Raw genomic sequence first — 15,044 nt, 5'->3', positions numbered from 1 at the left:
CGATCCCCTGAGGCCACTCCACCGACCACGCGCCCCGTGCGAGCGGCAGAACCTCGCTCTTCACCCGGGCGATTGACCGGCACCTCCGCCGGTTCTACGGTAGAAGACGCTTTCAGAAAACGTTTCCCACCGTCTCAACTCAGTGTCTCAGGAGAGCCATGCCCAGCCCGCTCCCGCCGAGGGCCGTGTTCGCGATGGATCCGGTGCACCTCCCCCTGCTCTTCCCGCCGCCGCTGATGACCCGGCTGAGGCAGACGTCCGAGCTCGACCCGGCGCTCGTGATACGGGACTTCACCGACCCCGCGGCGGCCGAGATCCTCGCCCGGACCGAGGTACTGATCACCGGCTGGGGCTGCCCCCGCCTCGACGCCGACGTCCTCACCGTCGCGCCGAAGCTGCGCGCCGTACTGCACGCGGCGGGGTCGGTCCGCTCCCTGGTCGGGGACGCGCTGTGGAAAGCCGGTGTCGTCGTGTCCAGTGCCGTGACCGGCAACGCGCTGCCCGTCGCCGAGTACACGCTGGCCATGATCCTGCTCGCCGGGAAGGACGCGTTCACCTTCCGCGAGCGGTTCAGGAGCACGCACGCCTATCCGACCCAAACCGAGACCGCCGCGATCGGCAACGTCGGGCGCCGCGTCGGCGTCATCGGCGCCTCACGGGTCGGGCGACGGTTGCTGGAGCTGTTGCGGCCGTTCGACTTCACCGTGCTGCTGCACGATCCGTACGTCAGCGCCGGTGAGGCTGCCGAGCTGGGCGCGGAGTCGGTGTCGCTGGAGGACCTGCTGCGGCACAGCGACATCGTCAGCCTGCACGCACCGGACATCCCCGAGACGTACCGGATGCTCGACGGGGAGCGGCTCGGTCTGATCCGGGACGGCGGGGTGCTGATCAACACCTCGCGCGGGGCGTTGGTCGATCCCGAGGCGCTCACGGACGAGCTCGTCTCGGGGCGGCTGCACGCGGTGCTCGACGTGACCGAGCCGGAGCCGTTGCCCGCGGGGTCGCCGCTGTATCACCTGCCCAATGTCTTTCTGACTCCTCATATCGCCGGGTCGCTCGGCAACGAGCTGGAGCGGCTGGGGCGGATCGTGGTGGAGGAGTTGGAGCGGGTGGTGGCGGGGGCGCCGCTGGGGCACGAGGTGCGGTTGGCGGATCTGGCTCGGGTGGCCTGAGCGGGGCGGGGTGTGCCGGGGAGGGGTTCGCCCGCCCCTTGCAGGCACCCCGCCCCGGCCGCCCCCCTGCACGCACACTGCCCCGGAGAACCCATGGGATACGGTTTCCGTGAGGCAGGCGAGACGGTGAAGGAGCCGCAAGGGTGAGTCAGCGCAAGGCGTCCGGCGACGCCGGTCGGGCCACCATCCGGGACGTGGCGGAGCGCGCGGGTGTCTCCGTCGCCAGCGTGTCGCGCGTGCTGTCCGGCAACTACCCGGTGTCGGAGGATCTGCGCCGGCGTGTGATGAAGGTCGTCCGGGACCTGGACTACGTCACCAACGCCCACGCCCGCTCCCTGGCCGGCGGCGGCACCCCCACCGTGGCCATCCTCATCAACAACATCACCGGCGCCGCCTTCGCCCATGTCGCCAAGGGCGTGGAGGGCGCCGCCACCCTGCGCGGCTGGCTCTCCCTGGTGGGCACCACCGGCGACGACCCCGAGCGGGAGCTCGCTCTGGTCAACCTCATGCGGCAGCAGGGCGTCGCCGCCGTGGTGCTGCTGGGCGGCGCCTACGACTACGACGAGTACCAGCTGCGCATGGCCCGGTTCGCCCGCTCACTGGATGCGGCCGGGTCCCATCTGGTGCTCGTGGGCCGACCGCCGCTGGAGGGCGACGTACCGGCCACGACCGTCGACTACGACAACGAGGGCGGCGCCTACGCCATGGCCAGCCATCTGTTGTCCGCCGGGCACCGCAGAGTGCTCGTGCTGCCCGGGCATGCCGAACTCACCACCGCCCAAGGCCGTTTGAGAGGCGCCCAGCGCGCCTTCGAGGCGTACGGCGTTCCCTTCGAGCCGGGGCTGGTGCGGCACGGCCCGTACGACTACGAGCACGGGTACGAGGCCGTCGAGGCCGCCCTGGAGGAGACGCCGGACTTCACCGCCGTGCTCGCCGGGACCGATGTGGTCGCGGCCGGTGCGATGCAGGCCCTGCGCGCGGCCGGGCTGCGGGTGCCGGAGGACGTGTCGATCGTCGGGTACGACGACATCCCGCTCGCCTCCCAGCTCACCCCCCAACTCACCACCGTGCATGTGCCGTACGAGGAGATGGGACGGGTGGCGCTGCGTGCCGTCGCCGACCGGCGGGAGGGCACCGGAGGGCGCCGCAAGGGCAGCGACGGCGACCATCTGGTGCTGGGCACCCATGTCGTCGTACGCAACTCCGTACGGCCGCCCGCTCGGCGCGACTGAGCAAGCGTTACGTAATCGGTTTCCCCAAGATTTTCACGTCTGTACCGGGTCACCGGGCGGCTTGCCGCCAACCCTCCCCCACTAGCGGTCGAGCGCGTCTGGCCTGCGGCTATTGCTCCGCTGCCAGCATCTGTCGGCGCACCGCCGCACCCGGCATCCACGACACCTCGCCGTAACAAGTTGCCGCGCACCTCTTGCGATGACCAGAGCCGTCGTCCTACCGTCCCTGCAACCGCTTACTACAGCTTCTGCTTGGCCGACCCCCCGCAACCGCGAGCCGACGTCTTCGGCCGCCGTTCCTGGCCGGCACCGACGAGCCGCCGTCCTCTCGTTCTGAGAACGCCCAATTCCGAAGGATCACGGTCAGATGAACTTCACCAGCCCCCGGAGAAGGTTCGCCTCCGCCGCCGTCGCGGGAATCGCTCTGACAGGTCTGCTCGCCGCCTGTGGCGGTAACGACTCCCAGGACTCCGGGTCGGGGTCCAAGGGGTCCGGCCCGGTCACCCTGGACTTCTGGGGCTGGGCCAACGGGCAGGAGGCCGTCGTCAAGGCGTTCAACGCCTCGCACAAGGACGTCCAGCTCAAGTACACGAAGGTCACCGACCAGCTGACGATGCAGAAGCAGCTGACCAACGCCGTCAAGGCGGGCAACGCGCCGTGTCTGCTGCAGAACACCGGCGAGTATGTGACCAGTTGGGTCTCGCAGGGTGCGCTCGCCGACATCACGCCGTACGTCGAGTCGAGCAAGGACAAGTTCAACGCCGGATCGTGGGCGACCGGGCAGGTGCAGGGGAAGGTGTACGGGGTGCCGACCGCATCGGCGCCGGCCTTCACCATCTACCGGACCGACCTCTTCGAGAAGTACGGGCTCAAGGCGCCGGCGACCTGGGACGACTTCATCGCCGCGGGCAAGGAGCTGAAGAAGCACAACGTCAAGATCACCAACTACGCCGGTGAGGACCCGAGCACCCTGGAGGTGCTGGCCATGCAGGCCGGGGCGCACTGGTACGGCATCGACGGCGATTCATGGGTCGTGAACTTCCAGGACGCGGGCACACTGAAGGCCGCGAAGGTGATCCAGGAGATCGTCGACAACGATCTGAATTCCAAGTTGTCGTTCGCGGATTACGCCGCCGTGCAGCGCAATTACGACAACGGCGGCACCGCGACAAGGCAGATCTCCACCTGGCAGATGTCCGGCATGGTGCAGAACTTCACCAAGTCCTTCGGCAAGTGGGCGCTTTCGCCCTGGCCGACTTTCAAGGGCGAGGCGGCCAAGACGCCGGCCGGGACCAATCAGAGCGGCAATCTGACGCTGGTGACGCAGGACTGCGACAACAAGGAGCAGGCCGCGGCGGCCGCGCTGTGGATGTCCACCGATTCCGGTGCCGTGAAGACCATGGCCAGCCCGGAGACCGGGAGCGGTGTGATGCCGGCGCTGGCCGACAGCGACTCGTATGTCTCCGAGGCGATTTCCGAGAAATTGCTCGGGAAGAACTACGAGCCCGCGAAGAAGGTCGTTACCGACAGCCTGGGCACCATCACCACCGACTGGACCTTCGGGCCGAACTGGACCGCGATGTTCACAAAGATGCAGGACGAGTGGGCCAAGGTCGTCAGCAAGGAGCAGAAGGTCACCGATCTGCTGGCGCACATGCAGAAGTGGACGGTCGACGACCTGAAGCAGCGCGGCATCAGCGTCAAGGGCTGAGGCAGACCCGATGATTCGCTCCCAGCGTTGGAAGGGCGCCGCGTTCACGGTGCCCTTCCAGCTCGGCTTCGTTTTCCTGTATCTGCTCCCGATCGGGTACGCCGTCTATCAGTCGCTGTTTCTGCAGAAGCAGTCCGGGCTCGGGCTCGGCGGTGCGACCACGGAGTTCGTCGGGCTGGAGAACTACCAGAACGGTCTGACCGATTCGGCGTTCATGACCTCCATCCTCCGGGTGGTGCTGTTCGCCTGTGTGCAGATTCCGTTCATGCTGCTCGTCAGCCTGGTGTTGGCGCTGTTCCTGGACGCGATCGGCTCGAAGACGGCCGGACGGTTCCGGATTCTGCTCCTGGTGCCGTACATGATTCCGGGCGTGGTCGCGGCCGTCGTGTGGGTCAATCTCTACAGCCCCGAGGTGGGGCCGCTCACTCCGCTCGGGGAACTCTTCGGGTTCGACTGGAACTTCTTCGCGCCGTCCATGGTGTGGCCGGCCATCGGCAATTTGCTGACCTGGCACGGCATCGGCTACAACATGGTGATCATCTACGCGGCGCTCCAGGGCGTGCCGCGCGAGCTGTTCGAGGCCGCACGCCTTGACGGTGCCTCGGAGCTGCGGATCGCGCTGAGCATCAAGATCCCGTTCGTGCGCGGGGCGCTGGTGCTGACGGCGCTGCTGTCGATCATCCAGATGCTGCAGATCTTCAACGAGCCCGCGCTGTTCCGGAACGTCACCCCGCAGACCGTCAGCGACAGCTTCACCCCGATCATGATCATCTACAACCAGGCGTTCAACGCCGGCAACTACCACTATGCCGCGGCCCTTTCGGTGCTGCTCGCCCTGATCCTGGGTGTCGCGTCCTTCCTCTTCTACCGGCTGACCTCAAGGGAGGCGGACTGATGGCACTGACCGCCCATCGCAAGGAGAACGGGGCGGCGGCCGGGGCCGCACCGCCCGGCGGGGGCGGCGTTCGCCGGCGTACCCGTCCCGATCCGGCCGCCCGGTCGCGCGGTGGGCAGCGGTTTCTGCTGCTCGGGCTGGTGCTGGCCAGTGTCTACAGCCTCTTCCCGGTGTACTGGCTGATCATCGCCGCGACCAAGGACCGCGTGGGCCTGTATCAGAGCAACGGGTTGTGGTTCTCGGGCTGGCATCTGTGGGACAACCTGCAGCAGGTCTTCACCTACGACGACGGCATCTTCGTGCGCTGGACCGCCAACTCGTTCCTGTACGCCGGTGTCGGCTCCCTCGGCGGCACACTGATCGCGCTCGCGACGGGGTACGGGCTCGCCCGCTTCGACTTCCCCGGGCGCAGCGCGGTGTTCGCGGCCGTGGTGGGTTCCTTCCTGATCCCCATCGCACTGCTCACCCTGCCGCTCTACCTGCTCTTCTCTGCGATCGGCATGGTGGACACCCCCTGGGCGATGCTGATTCCGTGTCTGATCAACCCGTTCAGCGTCTATCTGGCCAAGGTGTACACCGAGGCCACGATCCCGTTCGAGCTGCTGGAGGCGGCCCGTATCGACGGCGCCGGTGAGCTGCGGATCTTCTTCAGCATCGTGCTGCGGATGATGACGACGGGCGGCGCGACGGTCTTTCTGCTCGCCTTCGTCAACACCTGGAACGCCTTCTTCCTGCCGCTGACCGTGCTGCGCGGCGAGGAGAACTGGACCCTCAACCTGGGGCTCTACAACTGGTCCGGCAAACGGCAGGAGTCGGGCATCGACGTGACCAGTCTGGTCCTGACGGGCGCGTTGCTCTCCATCATCCCGATGGCGATCATGATGGTCGCGATGCGGCGCTACTGGCGCAGCGGCGTGACCCTGGGGGCCCTCAAGTGACCGTCGCCCTGGGAGAGTTCGAGTGACCCTGCTGCACAATCCCGTCATCCGGGGATTCGCCCCGGACCCCTCCCTGGTCCGGGTCGGCGACTGGTACTACGTGGCGACGAGTTCGTTCGAGTGGTTCCCGACGATCCCGCTCCATCGCTCCCGCGACCTGGCGCACTGGGAGTACGCGGGCCATGTCCGCGGCGCGGTCCCCGGCGACTCGCTGGCCGGTGTCCCCGACTCGGGTGGCGTCTGGGCGCCTTCGCTGAGCTGGGACGGGGAGCGGTTCTGGGTCGTGTACTCGGTCGTGCGCTCGGTGGGCACGCCGTACTTCGACGTGGACACGTACGTGAGTACGGCCACGGAGGCCGGCGGCGAGTGGACGGCGCCGCGCCGCCTCCCCAGCCACGGCTTCGACCCCGCCCTGTTCCACGAGGACGGGCGGCTGTGGTTGCTCAACCTCCAGAACGACCACCGCCCCGGCGGCCGGCGTTTCGCCGGGATCGTGCTGACCGAGCTGGACCGGGAGACGCTGGGCCCGGCCGGGGAGACCTGTCTGCTGCTCCAGCACGAACGGCTCGTCGAGGGACCGAAGTTGGTGCGCCGGGGCGGCTGGTACCACCTGGTCCTGGCCGAAGGGGGCACGGGTTTCGAGCACGGGGTGCGGATGGCGCGCAGCCGCTCGATCACCGGCCCGTACGAACTCGACGACCGCCCGCTGCTGACGTCCCGGGACGATCCGTCGCTCCCGTTGCAGAAGGCCGGTCATGGCGAGCTGGTCCGAACGCCGGACGGACAGTGGGTGTTGAGCCATCTTGCGGCCCGCCCGCTGCACACACCGGACGGCCCGCGCTGCCCGCTGGGGCGGGAGACGGCGATCCAGGCGGTGACGTGGGACGGGGAGGGTTGGCCCAGGTTGCGGCACGGGGGTCCGCACCCTGCGGTCGAGGTCGACATACCGACGGAGCCCGCCGAGCCGGGGCCCCGACCCACCGCTCCCGACGAGCCGTTGGGCTGGCCCTGGAGCGCCCTGCGCGGCTACGCCGATCCGAGCTGGGCCGACACCACCATCCGCCCCGGCTGGATCCGGCTGACCGGCCGGCACGGTCCCGAGTCGCGGTGGGCGCACAGTCTGCTGGCCCAGCGCATCACCGAGCACCGGGCGGAGGCCGAGGTCACCGTGGAGGCGCGGCCGGACACCTTCACCCAGGCCGCCGGGCTGGTCCTCTGGTACAACACGGAGGCCTATCTGAGCCTGGACCTCACCTGGGCGGAGCCCGAGGGCGAGGGGCAGCACGGGCAGCAGTGGCGTGGGGAGGGCCGTACGGTACTGCGCCTCGTGGAGCGTGAGGAGTCCGGCACCCGGGAGGTGGCGGTCCTGGACGTGGACGCGAGGGTGCCGTTGACCCTGGGCGTGCGGGTCGCCGAGGGGTGGGCGCGGTTCTGGTACGTCCGTGACGATGTGCGCACTCCGGTCGGGCCGCCGCTGGACTTCACCAAGCTCTCCGACGACCACGGCACCAAGCTGCGCTTCACCGGAGCGATGGCGGGTGTGCATGCCGTGGATCTGGTCGACGCCGCGTTCACGGCCGACTTCACGGGATTCCGGCTCACCTGCTCGCGGCCCTGAGCCTGTTCGAGGTTTCGAAAGCCATAGCCCGTACAGACCTTGCGAACTCCGGCCTCTTCCGGACTCATTGCGGTGAACCTAGGGTAGGAAGCGCTTACTGTTTCCGCGCTGGTCGAAAACTTTTCATGGCCCTCGGGCGGGCCGGAGAGGTGGTTCCCGATGGTCCGTACGGGCAGTGCGAGCACGGCGGCCGGGCCGACCCTGGCGGTCGTGGCCCGCGAGGCCGGGGTGTCCGTGCCGACCGCGTCCAAGGTGGTCAACGGCCGTGAGGACGTGGCCCCCGAGACCCGCCGCCGGGTCACCGAGGCGCTGGACCGGCTCGGCTATGTCCGCAGACCCCGCTTCGACGCGGCGAAGACACCGGGTCTGGTCGACCTCGTCGTGCACTCGCTGGACACCTCGTGGTCGGGCGCGGTGCTGCACGGGGTGGAGGCGGCGGCGCACGACGCGGGACTGGAGGTCGTGGTCTCCGCCGGTCTGACCCGTACCCGGGGCGGCCGTCCGGAGCGGGGCTGGCTGGACAAGCTGATCGCGCGCGGCTCCTCCGGCGTGCTGTTCAATCTGGCCGAGCTGACAGCGTCGCAGTACGCCTGGCTGGAGCAGCACCGCATCCCGTTCGTGATGATCGACCCGGTGCTGGAGCCCCCGTCGGGCGTGGTGTCGGTGGGCGCGGCGAACTGGCACGGCGGAGTGACGGCGACCGAGCACCTCCTGGCGCTCGGCCACGAACGCATCGCCGTCATCGCCGGTCACCAGCGCAAGATGTGCAGCAACGCCCGAGTGGCCGGCTACCGCTCCGCGCTCGCCTCGGCCGGCCTGCGGCACCGCCCCGAGTACATCCGCCACGCCGGTTTCGACGAGAGCGTGGCCCACCGCCGCATGCTGGACCTCCTCGACCTGCCCGAGCCGCCGACGGCCGTGTTCGTCTGCTCGGACCGGATGGCCCTCGGCGTCTACCAGGCTCTGGCGGAGCGGGGGTTGAGCGTGCCCGGCGACATGAGCGTCGTAGGCTTCGACGACCTCCCGGAGGCCCGCTGGATCGCCCCGTCCCTCACCACGGTCCGCCAGCCGCTGTCGGAGATGGCGGCGACGGCACTGCGTCTGCTGGTGCGGATGATGGACGGGGAACGGCCGGAGAGCACCCGTACGGAGCTGTCGACCCGGTTGGTGGAGCGGTCGAGCACGGCGGCGCCGGGTGATCGGTCGGCTTGCTGAGAGCTTGCGAAGAGACCCCCGTCGTCCGCCCGCCCCGGCCACGCGCACTCCAGAACGGGCGCATGCACGCGCTTTCGTTGGACCGAGAGGGTGGTCGGTGCGCCGCTCGGGCCGGGTGACCCGGCGAAGACGATCTTGAATGCTAGCTTCGCGAGCTGTCGAAAGAGTCCCGAAGGCGGCGAGCCGAGGCGGGGCCATCGCTATGAACTGAGGCGAGGGTGACGGGTATGAGCGAAGAGCCGGAGCAGCCGGCGGTGGCTCCGTTCAAGCGCAGGAGTTTCCTGGCGTCGGCGGCCCTGGCGGCCGGAGCCCCGGCCGTGACCGCCGGTCCGGTGCAGGCCGCCACACCGACCGCGGTCGCCGGTCCCGCACCGGCCGCCGTGCCGTCGGCGGGCGTGCCGGCGGCCGAGGCAGCGGCGGCCGGCACACAGCTCGCCACACCCGGACTCGGGACCGTGGCGCGGCTGTTGGCCGTTCCCGAGACGGATCGCGGAGTCGAGTGGCTCAAGTCGGCGCTTCAGGTCGCCGTGGCGCTCGAACTGTCCACCATCCCGCCGTACTTGTGCGCCTGGTGGTCCGTCAAGGACCGCAGCAGCGAGGTCGGGCGGATGCTCCGGCGCATCGTCGGCGACGAGATGTTCCATCTGAGCATCGCCTGCAACCTGATCGTGGCCCTGGGCGGAAGGCCCCGGATCAAGGCCGCAGCGCCCGTCCTCCCCGGCCCGCTGCCCGGCGGTGTGCGCGCCGGGGTGACCGTCTACCTGTCGGGCCTCACCAAGCCCTTCGTGCGCGACGTGGCGATGGCGATCGAGTCCCCCGAGGAGCCGCTCACCCGCGACGGGCTGCCCTCGCCCACCGTCGGCCAGTTCTACTCCGGCGTACTGAACGCGTTCCGGGCCGTGCGGCCGGACCTGACGGCGCGGGGACAGCTGTCCGAGCACGTCGGCGGCGACGACCTGCGGCCCATCGAGAGCCTGGACGACGTCGAGGCCGCCATCGGGATCATCAAGGAACAGGGCGAGGGCACCGACGGCACCCCGGCCGACCCCTTCGTGGACGACGAACGGGCGCACTACTACGCCTTCGGCGAGATCTACCACGGCCGGGAGCTGCGCGAGACCGACGACGGCTGGAGGTACGTCGGCGGCCCCGTGCCGTTCCCCGACGCGCGCCCCATGGCGCCGGTCCCGGTCGGCGGCTGGCCCAGCCCGTCGGCCGAGGTCCAGGTGCTCCTGCACCGTTTCGACGCCACCTACAGCAGCGTGCTGGACACCCTCGACGCGGCCTGGGCCGGTGGCGGCGAGCGCACCCTGAAAGCGGCCGTCCACTCCATGCACGGGCTGGAACGGCCCGCCGTGGAACTGATGGAGACCAGGATCCCCTACGCCCCCGGCAGCACCTACGGCCCCCAGTTCCGCGCGCTCCGCCGACGGATCTGACCCAGGACCCTCAGGGCGAGGGAAAGACGGAGGGCCGCTCCTCGGAGCGGCCCTCCGTCACATCGCATCAGGCGCGCCGCGCCGCCCAGTTGATCCCGCCCAGCAGATGCGCCCGGAAGTCCGGGTCCCCGTACGCCTCGGCGGCGTGACCGAGAGCCGTGTAGAAGACCCGCCCCGCTCCCTGCGCACGGCACCACACCAGCGGATGGTCCTCCCCCATCCCGCCCCCGTCGTACGACGACTCGTCCGCACGCACCAACACCCGTACCGCGTCCCGGGGGTTGCGGCGGAAGTCGTACCACTCGTCGACGAAGTCCCATACGGCGGGCAGGTGCCGGGTGGCGGGATGGTCCCGGTCCTCGACGACCGCCTTGCCTGGCTGGTACTCGGGGTGCCGGTCGAACCACGCGCCCAGCAGCTCGCCGTAGTACGGCCAGTCGTACTCGGTGCAGGCCGCCGCGTGCACGCCCACGAATCCGCCACCCGACTCGACGTACGCGGCGAGCCGCTCGCGCCCGGCGGCGGTGAGCATCTCGCCGCTGGTGGAGAGGAACACGACCGCCGCGTAGCCGTCGAGGGGCTGCTCGAAGGCCGCGGGGTCCTCGGTGTGCTCCACCTCGAAGTCGCCGAGCGTGCGCAGGGCTTCGACGCCGGCCGGGATGGACGCGTGCCGGTAGGCGGTGGTGCGGGTGCAGACGAGGAGTCGTACGGCCATGCGGTGGAGCCTAGAGGTGCCGGCGCCGGGGTCCCACCGCTGCCGGTGATCGGAAATTTTCGGTCACCGTCCGCCGCTCGGACCACCCTCCGGAAACCGGCCAACAGGGCGGGCGGTTGGGTCGATTCGCCCCCGCACCCACTTCACCCCCACGACAATGCGTGCATGACCCATGACTGGCAGCAACAGATCCACGCGCTCCATGCCGAGATGATCCGCCGTGACGACCCCGCCGCCTGGGTGCGGGAGGCCGACGCGGTGGACGCCTCCGTGCTGTATCCCGGGTTCGCCCTGCGTGGGCCGGTGTTCGGGGTCGCCGTGCAGGATCCGGCGGTGGGGCCCGAGTGGCGGGTGCTGAAGCCGGTCGTGAACGGGATGCCGCAGATGTGCCGGGACTCGCTCAACACCCATCTGTGGTTCCGCGCCAAGGACGACACCGACGACCCTGCCGTACGGCGTGAGCTGCTCGCCGCCGTGGACGTGCTGGAGCGGGAGTCGGTGAACGAGGTCGAGGTGTGCGGGGTGCGCTACCGGGTCGTGCGCGGGGACGAGTTCACGCGCTGCGACGACGAGAACCGGCTGGAGCCGCCCCGGCCCACCGACCCGGAGCCGGCCGACCGTACCTGGGAGTGGCGCGCCGAGCACACCCCCTCCCCCGACCTGGACCTCCCCCTCGACCCGGAACCCATGGACGACGGCCCGATGGCGGGCGCCCTGCGGGCGGGGCTGCGCGGCTTCGCCTACCGGGGCATGCGGTTCCCCACCGAGGTGCGCCGTGAGTCGGAACAGGCCGTGGGCTCGCATCCGCAGATCGTGCTGCTGCCCACCTGCTTCGCCGTGGTCGAGCGGGAGCGGACCGGATGGGAGCCGGCCCTCGCGCTGCAGGCCACTCCGCACGACGCCCGACGGGTGCTCTACGACGCCATGATCGAGATGTGGCCGATGCTGTACAAGTTCGACGACGAGACGAAGGCCGCGTACAAGAAGGCGGCCGAGGAGTTCCGGGCGCTCGAACGGGCCGACGAGGCCCGGGTCGCGGGGCGCCGGTTCCAGGTCTGCCGCGTCGAGCGCATGATCCGGATGGGCCCCGACGGCCCGGAGACCCCGCGCCCCTCGGACGTCGACGAGTACGGCCCGATGAAGATCCATCCGACGCTGCTGGAGGACGGCACGGTCGTCTTCGAGGAGTGATCACCGCGCTCGTCCTACGGGTGGCCGCCCCTGCCCGGCGCACAGGTGTTCCATAACGCGTGCCGCTGTGCGTAGCCTCAACTGCGATGAACGCCATCCCCGCGCTTCTCGACCACCTCGTCCTCGCGACGCCGGATCTGGCCGCCACGGTCGCCGACTTCGCCCGGCGCACGGGTGTGACCCCCGCCCCGGGCGGCACACATGTCGGGCTCGGCACCCGGAACCATCTGGTGTCGCTGGGAGGCACCAGGTACCTGGAGATCCTCGGCCCGGACCCGGAGCAGTCCGCGCCGGGGCAGCCCCGCCCGTTCGACGTGGACGGGGTGACCGCCCCGCGCACGGTCACCTGGGCGATCAGCCCGCCCGACCTGGACGCGGCGATCGAGAACGCCCGGTCCCAGGGCTACGACCCCGGGTCCGCGCAGGAGATGAGCCGCCGCCGGCCCGACGGCACCCTGCTGAAGTGGCGGCTCACCGACGGCGACGACGCCCACCCCTCCGGTCTCGTCCCCTTCCTCATCGACTGGGGCACCTCCCTGCACCCCACCGCCTCGGGCCTGCCCACCACCCCACTGCTCGCCCTCTCGGCGACCGCCCCCGACCCGGCCGGGATCCGCCCCCTGCTGGCATCCCTGGGCACGAGTCTCGACCTCACGACGGGCCCGGTGGGGATGTCCTTCACGGTGGACACACCGAGGGGCCCGGTGACCTTCGACTAGTCGGGGCCGGAGATCCGGGGTCCTCCCGAACATCCGGGATCCTCCCGGGCATCCGGGGTCCTCCCCGGCGTCCGTTTCCTTCAAGACCGGCCGCTCTGCGCCTGCCTACGGTGGCCGCATGACTCCACGATTCGACGCCATCGGCCTCGTCGTCTCCGACATGGCCGCCTCGGTCACCTTCTACCGCCGCCTCGGCTTCGCCTTCCCGGAGGGCTCCGAGAACGAACCCCACGCAGAGGCCCAACTGCCGGGCGGGTTGCGTCTGTTGCTCGACACGGAGCGCACGGTGCGGTCCTTCCTGCCGGAGTGGCGGCCGCCCACAGGAGGGGGCCGTCACTCGCTCGCCCTGCGGTGCGAGGGCCCGGCGGAGGTCGACACGGTGTACGAGGAGCTGGTGAACGCCGGCTACCACGGCGAGCTCAAGCCGTGGGACGCCTTCTGGGGGCAGCGGTACGCCTCCGTGCACGACCCGGACGGAAACGGCGTCGACCTGTTCGCACCGCTAGCCGCCCCGCCCGCCGAGTAGCTCGCCCAGCGGCAGCCCCGCCAGCTCCTTGACGTCCCGCGCCAGATGAGCCTGATCGGCGAATCCGGCACGGGCGGCGGTCTCCGCGAAGGAGACCCCGTCCCGGGCCAGCGCGAGCGCCCGCTGCATCCGCAGGATCCGGGCCAGCGTCTTGGGCCCGTACCCGAAGGCTGCGAGCGATCTACGGTGCAACTGCCGTGTACCCAGCCCGAGTCGGTCGGCGGTCTCGGCGACCGGACGCCCGGCGTGGAGGGCCTCGACGAGGCCGTTCAGCAGCGGTTCCGGCGGGCTCGCCCGCTCCAGCGCCACCTCTTCGAGCGCGGCAACGGGGTCGGCGGCCGCGGCGACGCGCCCTTGCAGCCGCCGTACCTCCGCAGCGGGCCACAGCTCGGCCAACTCCACCCGCCGGTCCCGCAGTTCATGCGCCGGCACCCCGAAGAAGGCGGGCGCGCCGCCCGGCCGGAAACGCAGCCCCGCCCAGGTGCTCGGCGCCCCCTCGGTGACGTACGCACGCGTGTCGGGCCCGGCGACGAGCAGCCGCCCGTCGTGCCAGAGCAGATCCATACACCCGTCGGGCAGCACACGCCCGGGCCCACTGGTCGCATTCGTCCACGCCACGGCCCCGGCCAGCCGGGACGCCCGTTCCGTGTACATATGCATGAGGCTACGCCGCTCGACGAAACCCCTACCCCACAACCACCCGCACCCGATGCTCCTGCGGACTCACCCCGTACACCCTCTTGAACGCACTGGACAGCGCGAACGCGCTCCCATAACCGACCCGCCGGGCAATCGCGTCCAGCGTGTCCCCGGTGTCCCGCAGCGCATCCGCCGCCAGCGCCAGCCGCCACCCCGTGAGGTACGTCATCGGCGGCTCCCCCACCAGCTCCGTGAAGCGGCGCCCCAGCGCGGCCCGCGACACCCCCGCCTTGGCGGCGAGGGAGGCGACCGTCCAGGGATGGGCGGGATCGTCCTGGACCAGGCGCAGGACCCGCCCGACGACCGGGTCCGCAAGCGCCCGGTACCAGGCGGGAGCCGCCGCCTCCGGACGGGAGAACCAGGCCCGGAGCGCGGCGATGACCAGCAGGTCGAGCAGCCGGTCCAGGACGACCTCCTGACCGGGTTCGTCACGGACGATCTCGTCCATGAGGTACGGGGTGAGGGGGCAGTTCCACACGTCGGCCGGGAGGCACAGCAGCGGCGGCAGCGCGTTGAGCAGCCGCCCGCTGATCTCGCCCTCCCACAGATAGGTGCCGATCAGCATCACGGCCGAGCCGTCCGGCCGGTCGCCCCAGGTGCGCACGCCGAGGTCCATCGAGCCGTTGAGGGAGCGCCCGTCGGGGTAGCGGCACTCGGCGCCCGGCAGGATGAGGGCCTGGGGTGCGGTGTCGGGGTCGTCGGCGCAGGTGTAGGGGTCCGGGCCGCGGGCGATGGCGAGATCGCCGGCGCGCAGCGCTATCCGCTCGCCCTGATCCGGAACCACCCAGGCCTCGCCGCGGACCATGACCATGACGGTGAGCGGGGCGCGGTCCTCGACGCGGACGGACCACGGCGGCTCGAAACACGCGCGGATCATGAAGGCGCCACGCGCACGTGGACCCTCCAGCAGACCGGCAAGGGCGTCCATGTCGTCAGCGTAGACGTCCGCGCATGGGAATGAGCCGTTCAGCGAT

The 15,044-nt window shown here is 70.5% G+C and carries 14 protein-coding genes; 11 read left to right on the top strand and 3 right to left on the bottom strand.

What is annotated here, in order from left to right:
* Positions 1-158 precede the first annotated feature (158 nt).
* The 8 genes from ACFWYS_RS23185 to ACFWYS_RS23150 all read left to right on the top strand — a co-directional run bounded on the left by ACFWYS_RS23185 (position 159) and on the right by ACFWYS_RS23150 (position 10,220).
* Positions 159-1,172, top strand: a complete 1,014-nt coding sequence (locus ACFWYS_RS23185; RefSeq protein WP_384772045.1) for a hydroxyacid dehydrogenase — start codon at positions 159-161, stop codon at positions 1,170-1,172.
* A 143-nt stretch (positions 1,173-1,315) separates the two neighbouring features.
* Positions 1,316-2,404: a LacI family DNA-binding transcriptional regulator gene (locus tag ACFWYS_RS23180; protein WP_384772042.1), complete on the top strand. Its 1,089-nt coding sequence runs from the start codon at positions 1,316-1,318 to the stop codon at positions 2,402-2,404.
* A gap of 367 nt (positions 2,405-2,771) precedes the next feature.
* Positions 2,772-4,115, top strand: a complete 1,344-nt coding sequence (locus tag ACFWYS_RS23175; RefSeq protein ID WP_384772039.1) for an ABC transporter substrate-binding protein — start codon at positions 2,772-2,774, stop codon at positions 4,113-4,115.
* 10 nt (positions 4,116-4,125) lie between these two features.
* A complete protein-coding gene (locus tag ACFWYS_RS23170) occupies positions 4,126-5,010 on the top strand; it encodes a carbohydrate ABC transporter permease (protein ID WP_384772036.1) in 885 nt (294 codons plus the stop codon).
* A complete protein-coding gene (locus tag ACFWYS_RS23165) occupies positions 5,010-5,948 on the top strand; it encodes a carbohydrate ABC transporter permease (RefSeq protein ID WP_384772033.1) in 939 nt (312 codons plus the stop codon). The genes ACFWYS_RS23170 and ACFWYS_RS23165 overlap by 1 nt, the downstream gene beginning before the upstream one ends.
* A gap of 22 nt (positions 5,949-5,970) precedes the next feature.
* Positions 5,971-7,566, top strand: a complete 1,596-nt coding sequence (locus ACFWYS_RS23160; protein WP_384772030.1) for a family 43 glycosylhydrolase — start codon at positions 5,971-5,973, stop codon at positions 7,564-7,566.
* A gap of 159 nt (positions 7,567-7,725) precedes the next feature.
* Entirely contained in the window at positions 7,726-8,781 is a 1,056-nt protein-coding gene (locus ACFWYS_RS23155) for a LacI family DNA-binding transcriptional regulator (protein WP_384772027.1), read from the top strand.
* 227 nt (positions 8,782-9,008) lie between these two features.
* Complete coding sequence (locus tag ACFWYS_RS23150; protein ID WP_384772025.1) at positions 9,009-10,220, top strand: ferritin-like protein; 1,212 nt, start codon at positions 9,009-9,011, stop codon at positions 10,218-10,220.
* A 67-nt stretch (positions 10,221-10,287) separates the two neighbouring features.
* Here the strand turns inward: ACFWYS_RS23150 and ACFWYS_RS23145 are convergent, their stop codons facing one another.
* Positions 10,288-10,935, bottom strand: coding sequence for a ThuA domain-containing protein (locus tag ACFWYS_RS23145; protein ID WP_384772022.1), 648 nt, complete (start codon positions 10,933-10,935; stop codon positions 10,288-10,290).
* Between the two features lie 165 nt (positions 10,936-11,100).
* Between ACFWYS_RS23145 and ACFWYS_RS23140 the strand changes: the two genes are divergently transcribed.
* The 3 genes from ACFWYS_RS23140 to ACFWYS_RS23130 all read left to right on the top strand — a co-directional run bounded on the left by ACFWYS_RS23140 (position 11,101) and on the right by ACFWYS_RS23130 (position 13,371).
* On the top strand, positions 11,101-12,126 hold the full coding sequence (locus ACFWYS_RS23140; protein ID WP_384772019.1) for a DUF5954 family protein: 1,026 nt from the start codon (positions 11,101-11,103) through the stop codon (positions 12,124-12,126).
* Between the two features lie 86 nt (positions 12,127-12,212).
* Positions 12,213-12,845 carry a VOC family protein gene (locus ACFWYS_RS23135; protein WP_384772016.1) on the top strand — a complete coding sequence of 211 codons (633 nt, stop codon included), beginning with the start codon at positions 12,213-12,215 and terminating at the stop codon, positions 12,843-12,845.
* A gap of 118 nt (positions 12,846-12,963) precedes the next feature.
* The gene (locus tag ACFWYS_RS23130; protein ID WP_384772014.1) at positions 12,964-13,371 is read left to right on the top strand and encodes a VOC family protein; all 408 of its coding nucleotides are present in this window, start codon (positions 12,964-12,966) and stop codon (positions 13,369-13,371) included.
* Here ACFWYS_RS23130 and ACFWYS_RS23125 read toward each other — a convergent pair.
* Positions 13,348-14,025, bottom strand: a complete 678-nt coding sequence (locus ACFWYS_RS23125) for a helix-turn-helix domain-containing protein (protein WP_384772011.1) — start codon at positions 14,023-14,025, stop codon at positions 13,348-13,350. The two genes, ACFWYS_RS23130 and ACFWYS_RS23125, sit on opposite strands and share 24 nt — an antisense overlap.
* 31 nt (positions 14,026-14,056) lie before the next feature.
* Positions 14,057-14,998 (bottom strand): AraC family transcriptional regulator, encoded by a 942-nt coding sequence (locus tag ACFWYS_RS23120; RefSeq protein ID WP_384772008.1) that lies wholly within the window; start codon positions 14,996-14,998, stop codon positions 14,057-14,059.
* Positions 14,999-15,044 lie beyond the last annotated feature (46 nt).

This window comes from Streptomyces sp. NPDC059010, from assembly GCF_042740355.1.
Classification (GTDB): Bacteria; Actinomycetota; Actinomycetes; order Streptomycetales; family Streptomycetaceae; genus Streptomyces.
This window is presented reverse-complemented; position numbering and strand designations above follow the sequence as displayed.

Bases quoted from the DNA above. Each gene is read 5' to 3' on its own strand.
- ACFWYS_RS23185 (WP_384772045.1), top strand. From the start codon at position 159: ATGCCCAGCCCGCTCCCGCCGAGGGCCGTGTTCGCGATGGATCCGGTG.
- ACFWYS_RS23175 (WP_384772039.1), top strand. From the start codon at position 2,772: ATGAACTTCACCAGCCCCCGGAGAAGGTTCGCCTCCGCCGCCGTCGCG.
- ACFWYS_RS23170 (WP_384772036.1), top strand. From the start codon at position 4,126: ATGATTCGCTCCCAGCGTTGGAAGGGCGCCGCGTTCACGGTGCCCTTC.
- ACFWYS_RS23165 (WP_384772033.1), top strand. From the start codon at position 5,010: ATGGCACTGACCGCCCATCGCAAGGAGAACGGGGCGGCGGCCGGGGCC.
- ACFWYS_RS23155 (WP_384772027.1), top strand. From the start codon at position 7,726: ATGGTCCGTACGGGCAGTGCGAGCACGGCGGCCGGGCCGACCCTGGCG.
- ACFWYS_RS23150 (WP_384772025.1), top strand. From the start codon at position 9,009: ATGAGCGAAGAGCCGGAGCAGCCGGCGGTGGCTCCGTTCAAGCGCAGG.
- ACFWYS_RS23145 (WP_384772022.1), bottom strand. From the start codon at position 10,935: ATGGCCGTACGACTCCTCGTCTGCACCCGCACCACCGCCTACCGGCAC.
- ACFWYS_RS23140 (WP_384772019.1), top strand. From the start codon at position 11,101: ATGACCCATGACTGGCAGCAACAGATCCACGCGCTCCATGCCGAGATG.
- ACFWYS_RS23135 (WP_384772016.1), top strand. From the start codon at position 12,213: ATGAACGCCATCCCCGCGCTTCTCGACCACCTCGTCCTCGCGACGCCG.
- ACFWYS_RS23130 (WP_384772014.1), top strand. From the start codon at position 12,964: ATGACTCCACGATTCGACGCCATCGGCCTCGTCGTCTCCGACATGGCC.
- ACFWYS_RS23125 (WP_384772011.1), bottom strand. From the start codon at position 14,025: ATGTACACGGAACGGGCGTCCCGGCTGGCCGGGGCCGTGGCGTGGACG.
- ACFWYS_RS23120 (WP_384772008.1), bottom strand. From the start codon at position 14,998: ATGGACGCCCTTGCCGGTCTGCTGGAGGGTCCACGTGCGCGTGGCGCC.